Annotated in this window: 9 protein-coding genes; 2 read left to right on the top strand and 7 right to left on the bottom strand. The window is 44.4% G+C overall.

Features of this window, described 5'->3' with window-relative positions:
- Positions 1-17 precede the first annotated feature (17 nt).
- Positions 18-1118 carry a redox-regulated ATPase YchF gene (gene ychF, locus IPL83_10080; protein MBK9039495.1) on the top strand — a complete coding sequence of 367 codons (1101 nt, stop codon included), beginning with the start codon at positions 18-20 and terminating at the stop codon, positions 1116-1118.
- A gap of 135 nt (positions 1119-1253) precedes the next feature.
- A complete protein-coding gene (locus tag IPL83_10085) occupies positions 1254-1763 on the top strand; it encodes a hypothetical protein (protein ID MBK9039496.1) in 510 nt (169 codons plus the stop codon).
- A 12-nt stretch (positions 1764-1775) separates the two neighbouring features.
- Here IPL83_10085 and IPL83_10090 read toward each other — a convergent pair whose 3' ends face one another.
- From IPL83_10090 to IPL83_10120, 7 genes are all read right to left on the bottom strand, one after another.
- Positions 1776-2210: a hypothetical protein gene (locus IPL83_10090; GenBank protein ID MBK9039497.1), complete on the bottom strand. Its 435-nt coding sequence runs from the start codon at positions 2208-2210 to the stop codon at positions 1776-1778.
- 33 nt (positions 2211-2243) lie between these two features.
- Positions 2244-2678 carry a hypothetical protein gene (locus tag IPL83_10095; protein ID MBK9039498.1) on the bottom strand — a complete coding sequence of 145 codons (435 nt, stop codon included), beginning with the start codon at positions 2676-2678 and terminating at the stop codon, positions 2244-2246.
- Positions 2679-2683: 5 nt separating this feature from the next.
- Positions 2684-4783, bottom strand: a complete 2100-nt coding sequence (ppk1, locus tag IPL83_10100; GenBank protein MBK9039499.1) for a polyphosphate kinase 1 — start codon at positions 4781-4783, stop codon at positions 2684-2686.
- 91 nt (positions 4784-4874) lie between these two features.
- Positions 4875-6314 carry a hypothetical protein gene (locus tag IPL83_10105; protein MBK9039500.1) on the bottom strand — a complete coding sequence of 480 codons (1440 nt, stop codon included), beginning with the start codon at positions 6312-6314 and terminating at the stop codon, positions 4875-4877.
- A gap of 19 nt (positions 6315-6333) precedes the next feature.
- Positions 6334-7881, bottom strand: coding sequence for a hypothetical protein (locus IPL83_10110; protein MBK9039501.1), 1548 nt, complete (start codon positions 7879-7881; stop codon positions 6334-6336).
- Between the two features lie 14 nt (positions 7882-7895).
- Positions 7896-9413, bottom strand: coding sequence for a VWA domain-containing protein (locus IPL83_10115; GenBank protein ID MBK9039502.1), 1518 nt, complete (start codon positions 9411-9413; stop codon positions 7896-7898).
- A gap of 6 nt (positions 9414-9419) precedes the next feature.
- Positions 9420-10730 carry a hypothetical protein gene (locus tag IPL83_10120; GenBank protein MBK9039503.1) on the bottom strand — a complete coding sequence of 437 codons (1311 nt, stop codon included), beginning with the start codon at positions 10728-10730 and terminating at the stop codon, positions 9420-9422.
- Between the last annotated feature and the right edge of the window lie 43 nt (positions 10731-10773).

Below are 10773 nucleotides of genomic sequence, written 5' to 3' on the forward strand. Positions count from 1 at the left end.
GCGGAAAGGACATCCTCATGGGTTTGCAAGTTGGAATCGTTGGGCTTCCGAATGTTGGAAAGAGCACTCTCTTCAATGCTCTCACGAGCGCTCATGCAGAGGCCGCAAATTATCCTTTCTGCACCATCGATCCCAATGTTGGGGTTGTCGCAGTTCCAGATCCCCGCCTACCGAAAATTGCCGAAATTTTTAAATCAGAGAAAATTCTGCCGACGGCCATGGAATTTGTGGACATTGCAGGACTGGTAGCTGGAGCCAGTAAGGGAGAAGGCCTGGGCAATCAGTTTCTCGCCAACATCCGCCAGACCAACGCCATCCTCCACGTTGTTCGTTGTTTTGACGAATCAAATGTAATTCATGTGGCCGGAAGCGTGAATCCATTGCGCGACATTGAAACAATCAATACGGAACTGATGCTGGCCGATTTGGAGTCCGTTGAAAAGCGGCTTCAAAAGGTTGAGAAAACGGCTCGGACTTCAAAGGACAAGAAGCTTTTGGCTGAAGCTAGCCTTGCCACCAAGTTTCGTGATGCACTCGCCGCTGGCAAAGCCGCTCGAACGGTTGAAGCCTCAGAAGACGAAAGCCCGCTCCGTCCCGAATTTCATCTCTTGTCTGACAAGCCTGTTCTTTATGTTTGCAATGTCGGTGAATCAGAAATCTCTGGACCAGATAGTCAGTGGGTCCAGGACGTGAGAAAGCATGCTGCCACCGAGCACAATCATGTCATTAAGATATGCAGTTCAATGGAGGCCGAAATTGCTCAACTTCCGGAAAGTGAAAGAGTGGAGTTTCTGGAATCCCTTGGCATCGAAGAGCCTGGACTCCATCGTTTGATTCGGGAGTCCTATAGTTTACTGGCCTTAAGTACCTATTTTACGGCTGGACCAAAAGAAACCCGAGCCTGGACCATTTCAGTTGGAACCAAAGCACCTCAGGCTGCCGGAGTGATTCATACCGACTTTGAAAGGGGGTTCATTCGAGCAGAAACCTACCATTGCAACGACCTCTTCGCACTTGGAACAGAGGCGGCCGTTAAAAATGCCGGAAAGTATCGTGTCGAGGGCAAGGACTATGTTGTCAAAGATGGTGACGTCTTGTTTTTTCGATTTAACGTCTAAGTTGCTATTATCCACTTTTTAGATACCGTTTCCCACATTCTGGCGTAGCGAATTCTCAAAATGGTCAGTGGTCCAGGCAAACTTGTGCCTGTATCACTCCAGAGGTTATGATATCTAAAACGGAGGAAGAGCACCGTGTCCACGATAGAAATATCTTATGAGTTGGGCCCAAATCACCCAACAGCAAAAATTATAGGCAATATTGGTGAACGCCTTGATTTGTACGGCATGCCCTTGTCTGGAATCGACGAGCTCACAATTGATTTTAAGAAAGTTAACTACATTAACTCCATTGGCGTTAAAAATTGGATTAATTGGATCTCTCGCGTTCCCAAAAAACTGAAATTGAACCTGATCAATTGTATCCCAGCCGTGATAAATCAACTCAACAGTGTCATCGGTTTTATTCCTGAAAATGGAGTAGTCGAATCATTTTTTATTCCCTACGCCTGTGACAAATGTGGCCATGAAGAATTGAGTCTTGCCAAAAGAGGGACAAGCTACGACTATCCAGCTCTATCCAGGCCTCCTAAGCATTTGGTTCCAGAAAACATCCTGTGTCCAAAGTGCGGCGAAAAAATGGAGATGGACATGCTCCCAATGCGGTATTTTTCTTTTCTTTCAGGCTCCAAGTCGCAAAAGTAGCAACTCAGTCTTCTATTGTGGCCAGGATTTGAGATCACAGAGCACGCCGTCTTTTAGACCAACCGCCGGCATTTCCACCGAAGCATACCCAAATCCAATCATAAACTCATAAAGTATAATGGCAGCCGGCAAAATCACATCGGCCCGATCTGGCTTTAATCCCAATTCCTCTTGTCGCGACTTTGTGGACATCGACTGAAGAAGACTGATGAGCATCTCCAATTCGGAAAAACTCATCCTCAGGTGTGTGCGAATTCCCAAAAACTGGAAAGCCAGCCGACCAAGGCAACGAGCATTGCCACCCGTAACGATTAAAATCTCTGATAGTTTCGTTTCAGAAAAACCATGACGCCTGATAAACCCCCTCACAACCTGGCGAATTCTCCTTCGCATCTGTTCAAAATCGCGGTCAGGGCTATAATCTTTGATCAACCTCACTGTTCCCATTCGCAAACTATCAATAACTGTGACCTTTCCCTTTCAAGATAAAATCGTCTCAACACTCCCTCCACCAATATCGATAATGAGCGCATCCAACTTTCTCGAACCAAAGAAGCGCGAAATCGCCATTAGCACCAGACGAGCCTCCTCTCGTCCATCTATCACCTCAACTTTTATTTGGCTTGAAATAAAAATCCGATTGATGAGATCTGAGGCATTGCGAGCTTCTCTAAAAGCACTCGTCGCCACTGCCTTGTGCTGAATGACTCCGTAAAAGTCCATGATTTTCCGGAATCTCCGAAAGGCCTGAATAAGATCAGAAGCCGTTTTTCTTTTTATGGAGCCAGATGCGAAAACATCTTTCCCAAGACGAATTGGGATTCGAACAACTTCAATCGCCTGAGGAGATTGTCCTCTGATGCATTTTCCAATCACCATGCGAATGGCATTTGACCCGGTATCAATTCCAGCCAAGAACACTAAAACTCCTCTTCTTCATTGAACTGATCTTCGGATCGAGCTGCCAATCGCTGCCTTGCCAAGTCCATAAAAATTTTCTGGCAATTAATCTCAGGATCGGGATCTGAACTCGCACGCAAAACATAAGTTCCGTCAGGAGACATATCCCATGCCAGGCGAGTATCAGAAATTTGAGTATTCAGAATACTCCACATCCGCTTCTTCAATTGAGAGTCTTCAATTGGCGCAGCAACCTCTACGCGACGGAGCAGATTTCTCGACATCCAATCCCCGCTGCCAATGTAAAATATCCCTTCCACTTCTTCAGCGGCTCCAGATCGAAAGTAAAAGATTCTCGCATGCTCCAAAAAGGGTCCAACTATCGAAATGACTCGAATTGTTTCACTGAGCCCAGGAACTTGAGGTCGCAAACAGCAAAATCCGCGAACAATCAAAGTGATTGGCACGCCCTCTTTTGAGGAATCGTAAAGGGCATCAATGACATCTCTGTCTTCAAGACTGTTCATCTTCGCAATAATTCCGGTTGGCAGGCCCTGCTTGGCATTCTCACGCTCACAGGCAATCAAATCCAAAAATCGCTTCTTCATAGACACAGGAGAAACCAAAAGTTTTTTATAATCAGACTTTAAACTGCGACCCGTAAGAAAGTGGAAAACTTCAACTAACTCACTGGTTATCTCATGGTTGCTGGTGAACAACCCCAGATCTGTGTAGGCAGACGCAGTTGTTGCATTGTAATTTCCAGTTCCTACGTGGGCATAAAGCCTAAAAACACCGCTTTCATGTCTGACTACAAGGGCAATCTTTGAGTGAATCTTAAGCCCAACCATTCCATAAATAACGTGGACCCCAGCTTTTTCCAGCTCCTGTGCCCACCGAATATTTCTCTCCTCATCAAAACGCGCTTTCAATTCAACAAGACAAACCACCTGTTTGCCTCTTTCCGCCGCCTCAATCAAAGTCTTGATAATTGAGCTGTCCTTGTCAGTTCGATACAATGTCATCTTTATGGTTACGACGTTTGGATCCTCAGCCGCTGACTGCAAAAATTTTTCTACGGTAGCGGAAAAACTCTCATAGGGGTGATGAACCAAAATATCCCTGGACTTAATCACCTGAAAAACAGGGTTCTCTTCCTGTCCAAAATAAGGGGAAATAACTGGGCTCCACGGAGCAAATCGCAATTCAGGAATATTGAGCTCTGGCAAAGGATCAAAATCACGAAAACGCAGTTCCAGGGGAAAAGGCAAAATTTCATCGTCAGAAATATCTAAATGCTCCTTCAGAAATCCCAGCAGAAATTCGTCCGGCTGGGGACCGTGCTCCAATCGAACAACTTCTGAAAATTTTCGGCTTTTTAACTCGGCCTGTATAAGATCCATCAGGTCCTCTGCGTCGTCCTCGTCCGTCTCAACGTCAGCGTTTCTGGTTATCTTAAAAGGCATGACTCTTTCGATCTGCATTTTTGGAAATAAATCTTGAAAATGAGCCGTAATAATATCGATAAGATGAATGAAAAAATACTCTCCCTTCACCCTTTTGTCCTCAACAGAAACCCAGCCCGGCAAATACTTGGGAACTTTTACTCTCGCAAAAAGGTCCTCAGACTCGCCCGGCACGCGAATCACCGCGGCCAAAGAGGTCGACAAATTCGACAAAAGTGGAAACGGATGTCCCTGATCAACAATCATGGGAGTCACCACAGGAAAAATGCGCTTTTTAAAAAATTCCCGACACCAGGATTGTTGCTCGTTATCCAGTTCTTCCCATGATGATAGGTGAATTCGCTTTTCCTTCAATTGGGGCAAAATGGATGTTCTCAAAAGTACTTCGACCCGATCAAACAGACCGAGAACCTGAAAGCGAATGTTTTCGAGGCGATCTGAAACTGACAATCCCGCCGTAAGAATCGGAATATTCGCAAGCTTTTTTTGCTGAAGACCTCCGACACGCTTCATATAAAATTCGTTGAGGTTATTCTGAAAAATATTGAGAAAACGAACGCGCTCAAGGAGAGGAGTTCTCTCATCTTCAGCTTGAAAGAGAACTCTCTCATTAAATCTCAACCAACCAATGTCACGATCTAAATACAATTCCATACCTTGGACCCAATGTATATGCTACCGGCACAATCTTTCAAAACAAACTTTTAAAAAAAATCATGATGCACATATTCAATTCGGGAGAACCTCACACAGAGCCGCTGCAATCAAAGGTGCGGTACTCAAAATCCTTCCCTTTCTCGCCTTGCCAAATAAAAAGATAGGTAGAACCGCTCAATTTCTGCCATATTAACCGGACAGGCCGATCCCCACTTTCCTCAATGATCTTTTGATTTTGCATCTTTTCGAGATCCAGTCGGGACACACGTATCAAACCAGAGGAAGCCTTTTCAGATTCCAAAATCATCACTTCGCCATTTTCGCTCAATCCCTGGACAATCAAAGGATTCTCCTGGTCTTTAAGCTCTAAAAGAGATTTAGGCTTCTTTTGACCTGGATCTAAACTAAAAATAATTGCTCTCCCAGTTGAACTCAGTAGCGATCTCAGGAAAACCATATAAATTCTCTTAGCTACCAAGTCCATCCGTTCGATTCGGGAATTAAAATTCTCACTCGTTAACAAAGCTTGAGTTTCAAGAAAAGATCCAGCTTTTCTCTCACCTATCCAAAACTGTTTAGAAAATCCCTTTTCGCCGCTCAGAAGAACTTCCTGACCAAGAACCGAAAGATCTTCAAATCCGGAAAGTCCGCTATCCTTGCATCTAAAACGCTGCACGCCCTCATCCGTTATGACCTGGACAACTTCAGCCTGCTTTGGCACATAGCGCTCACTTGGAAGACCTAGCACCTTTCCCAAATCAAATGTACCAACAGTTCCTTTGTCTGGATTCAGGTACACAATCTTCTCGCCTCGATCAGCCGCCACCCCAAATTTAGCCCTCGTTCCAAAATCCTCCCCACACTCCCCAATAAAGCTCAAAACTCTGGCGGCCTCAGATCGGACCTGCTCGCTCACGTTCTCTGTGGAGGAATCATTCCTCGGTATCCCCATTACGGAGGCGCCTGATTGACCCAAATCAAGAACCAGAAATGAATTTCGTCGTCCCCATTGAAGGTTCCAGATCAAGGTAGAACTTCCAAAAGCCACGACTTTACTGCTCTTTAACTCACTCTTTATGTCGCTTGAATTGAGACAATATTTATCCCCGGGAGAGCTACACAATATGTCCTTTCGCTTTTTCAGCGAGGTTGAAAGCTTCCATTGATTGTCAAAAACCAGTTGATGCTGAAGAAGAGCCAAATCATTTTCCGAGTAAGTCCACACAGATATTTCGCCACTTAAATTACCCCAAACCAGAAGTTGTTGAGAACTCGGCTTAAGATCTCCAAATTGCAGCTGACCTTGGCTTTTCAAGGAACAACTCTTAGCAAGCTTCAATTTTTTATCTGGCTTGTCTAAAGATTTTTCTTTTGCCTCTGGAGCAGCCTGCTCCCTGGCTGGGTTTGTTCTGTTGAAAATATCGGGATATCTCTCTTTTAGAATGCCAACGAAAAGGGCCATCGCAAGAATCAGGGCGGCTCCAACTAAAATCCAAAATGCCTTCGGTAATTTTCTATTCTGCTTCATTTCTTTTCTACTCGAATATCTAAAAAATTGAAATTCCAGTCATAACCAAAAATCGAAGGTCTTTGTAAGAACTCGCGTCCTGAAAAATAAGATCTGTGGCCATATCAGATCTCAACTCAGCAAAAAATCCAAGTCTCTTGCGAAGAGGATACTGATAGGTTGCCGTCACTGACATGAGATTTCCGCTGAGATCAGAGGTAGGACCAGCTACGATACCAGTGCCCAAAACCTCGGCACGAAGAGAATAAACGGCTTCCTTCTGTCCCAGGTAATTTATTGCGCTTACAAGACCCCAACTAAAACCTGTTGCTAACTCAGCTTCCGATTCGTAAAAAAATTGACCCATCACAGCCACTAATTCAACATCTAGTTTGGTAGGGATTATTTGATATCGGGATCTCAATACAATAGAATCTCGGGATTGTATTTTCACATTGTCTTCTGAATCTCGGATATGGAATCCTCCCAAGCCAATATCAAAACGAGGAGTCACCCGAGAACTATAGTTAAATCCACCACCCAAATCACCTTCTCTGTTTTGTATCTCGTTCCATCCATTAAAAATCATCCCAGAGATTTCAGAATAACTCCAGTTTCGAGAATACCTGATCCCTGTCAATCTTTGTGGCAAAATGAGACTGTCAACAAAACTGGGAGTGTAGGCTCCTTTAAACAGACCTTCCCCCTCACTCATATGCCAGGGTCCTTGAAAACGGCCAGCAACAAATTCACTCGATGCTGATCTCCCAATTATTACATTTGCCTCAGAGAACAGATGCTCCAAAGTTGACTCCGTTGGAGACCCGTCCATATTTCGCCACAGGGCGCTCGATCGAGATCCTGACTCTAATGATAGAAAATAGGAAAAATCATCTTGAGCAGAACCCTCAACGACAACTTTAACCTGTCCCAACCCAAACCCACGATGTGGCACTCCAACATCAAGAGGTGAGAATTCGATCTCATTTCCAGACACAAATGAATAAACAGCGTCCATAAAAATTCTCAAATTGCCCGAAGATGATAGCGAATGAAAGGAAGAACTGGCCTCAAATGAAGCAGCCTTCTCCGCTACGGGATTCTCGGCTGCAGGATTCTCGGAACTTAAGGTATTTTCCGCAGCAGGTTGAATTGTCTGACTTGAAACAGCTCGCGACAGTTGTGTTTTGTCCTTCTGTTCAAAATGGTTCCCAACCAACTCCCAAACATCCACTCCCTTCGTCGGCAATTTTTGGGCTAAAATTTTTACCTCTTGGCCCTTCCAGGGAACGATCAATTGTGCAGATCGCGGAGTGCACTGCTTCAGTTTAGCCATCAGACGACGCCTCGATAACTCCGTCCTTTTTCGACAATCCAAATGCAATATTTGCAACGCAGTTGACTCGCACTGGCTGGTATTAACCAGTCCACCAACCAAGCTCACATCAAGACAATCTTTCCCATGCTCCACCCTCAACCCAAAGGCTTTGAAACCAAAGCCTGCCACGAGAAAGAAAAAAACAGAAACAACGGAAACAACGGAAACAACGGAAAAAACCTTTGGTTGCAACTTAAGACAGCTCTTCAAACTGATTCCCCATGTCACTTGTTCTGAATCATGCTAGCACTTGGCTTAGCATCGGCACAACTTAAATCCCTGATCCCGCTTTCGGAACCAGCGATGCCCACGCTTTTTAAAAAGCAAGCTTTGTCAAGATAGAGCTTGTAGAAGCCATTCTTTAAAATCAAAGGAAAATTCGAAATGTAGGGCCCCACCAAACTGTCTTTGGCATCGTAGACGTAGTAGCCAACCGTTTTTGGATAGTTGAGTTGCACAACACCCGCTGAGGCAACTTCATAATCATGAAGACCCTTCGGGACCACCAAAAAGGAGGGAATGATTTCTTCAAAATAAGGCTTCTTAAATAAACGCAATTTGTATTTGCCAGTTTTTGCCAGATAGGCCTTGTCACTTTTAAAGCGATGAATGACTTTTGCGTTCACGTCAAGTAGCTCAACATCCATGAGTCCCTTTACGAACTGAACATTAACAGTACCGCTGCCATCGACCCGAAGAGTGACCTTATTGTTAGCCTCAATCGTGAATTTTGGAAATCGATAATAGGGGTTCAGCGCAACCTCAGCATCGTAAAGTCCTGGTGGAACTCGAATCGACCACCGCGCTGTGAAAGATCTAAAAAAAACTCTGGTTCCGTCATCCCAGCGATAGAGATTAACCATGGCCGCAGGTTCCGGAGAGATTACCTGGAGATTGTTTCCAGTTTTGATCTGATTAGAGATTTTGGAAACCGCATCAAACAGCTCTTCTTCGTTATTCGCTGTCGTGCTAAAATTACCCAGACATTTGACTTTTTCGTAATCCTTAGAACGAGGATCAAAGCCAATCCCCACAACAAATATCTTGATATCAAGTTTTGGATTTTGCTCAACCTTTTTTGCCAATTTGCAAGGATCGCCTCCACAGGTTTCCTTCCCGTCCGTAAAAATGACGATTCGTTTAGGCCCGTCGTACTTTTTCAAGTCATCAATGGCTGCCTCCATGCTGTCATTGAGAGGCGTGCGACCGATTGGCATAATGACCCCCATCTTTCTCTCAATTTCTCCCATGTTTCTTTCCTGGAAAGGGATGGCCAAATAATTGTCCTTGCAATCGTTCCTGAGCTTCGATCCATAAACACGTGTCCCAACCATGGCTTTTTCCTTCCACTGGTCGATCAGATAGTGGGACAAAACTTTTTTTGTGATATACATCTTGGTCTTATTGCTATCCATCAACTGCCCCATAGAACCAGAACTATCCACAATCAATTCGACCTTCGGCAATTTGACCTCGGTCAAATCAGGATTCTGTTCTAAACTGACACTCGCTTCTGAATTGACTTCAAGGTCTTCTTCGGACTGAGCAGGCGCCTGATACTTGTCTTCATCCGACAAAGTATTGGCTCGAATAAATTCGGGAGTGAGTCCTCTCCATTTACGCGATTCAGGGTCTTTCCCTGCTCCCCATGCCAAGCTGGGTTCCAAGAACAATGAAGTGCCCAAGAAAGCCAAAATCAGAAATTGAAATGGAAATGGAACTCTCATTGATACCAAACTCACGTGCTTCTACCTTGGGTTTAAAAATTTTCCCACATAATCATCAAATCGCAATCCAAAATTAAGCATCCAGTAGCTGTACTGTTCTTTGTATCGACCTCCCTCTGGAATTACATAAAACCCACCTTCTTCGCTTTTAGTTGGACCACTGTAAATGAGATCATAGCTTCGCACCACATACTTGCCTGAGACGATCCAGCGGCTGGCTATAGGCATCCATTTGAGATAGATCACACTTGTCGCTCCGATAGCATACTCAAAGGATTTAGATCCACCTGAGGACTCTCCTCGACTGATAGTAAGATCTGTCGCGGTGAGAGATGGCACATAACCCGCTTCAACAGAAAAGTTTTGAAGAATAAGGGGAGGAAAGTATTTATCTGTTTTCCATAATTCGCTGCCAAAACGAGCCTCTATCCGCAACCCAACACCGAATCCATTGTACTGAGACGAAATCAAAGCTTCGTCAGGATTGATTGTTTCGAACTTATCTGTCAAAGAATAAAATCTGAGGACAGGTCTCAAGATCCCCGAATTGTATCCGCGAAAACGATAGTTGAACCCGAATTGGGAGAAACTGTATGTGGATTCTCCCACATCTCGAAAGTAGGTGGATGTTGGAAAAATGCCAGAAAAATTATTGTACTCGTAACCAAAATTCCAAAGAAATTCAAAATACCAAGCGAAACTGATAGACTGAAAATTGAAACTATTTGCTTTTTTATAGGCATTTGCTTGAGTTGAGGATGTGGGATAAACCGAACCAGACAATGTACCGATCAGAATTTCGACGTAGCCGGGTTCAGGAGGCAAAGGCACACTTTCTGTTTCCAATGGAGATTCTAAGACCATTTCTTCATCTTTATCTGAAGGCGACCACGGGGGTGCCATAATGGTAATAAGATCGCCCTTATACGGGGCTTTCATAATTGAAGCTGTGTTGAGCTCTACCACAACTTCCTGTCCCTTCTGTCCCACCACGGATCCAGAAGCCACAATATCAACCACATCCCCTTCCGGTCGCATAATCAATATGTGAGTCCCGACCTTGTAGGTTGATTTCGGAGCGAGAAAAACCAAATACCCATCCTCATTGATTTTCTCTACATTTTCCAAATTATTCGTAATCTCTTTTGCTTTTTGTTCGTACTCAGCAACTCCTGTTAGGACAGCGCCACCACTAGGAGCCTCTGAAAGCTGAGGCTGCAAGGCCTGCTGAGGGGAAGGTTGCGGTTGCGCTTCAATAAGTATTGCACATAAAACAAAAAACAAAATGGAGAGGATACGAAAGCTCCCCCAAGAGCTGGGCATTTTCGACATAGCTTATTGGATCACATTGATTCAATGAAGCAAACTCTTTTAA

Source organism: Bdellovibrionales bacterium (assembly GCA_016716765.1).
Classification (GTDB): Bacteria; Bdellovibrionota; Bdellovibrionia; order Bdellovibrionales; family UBA1609; genus JADJVA01.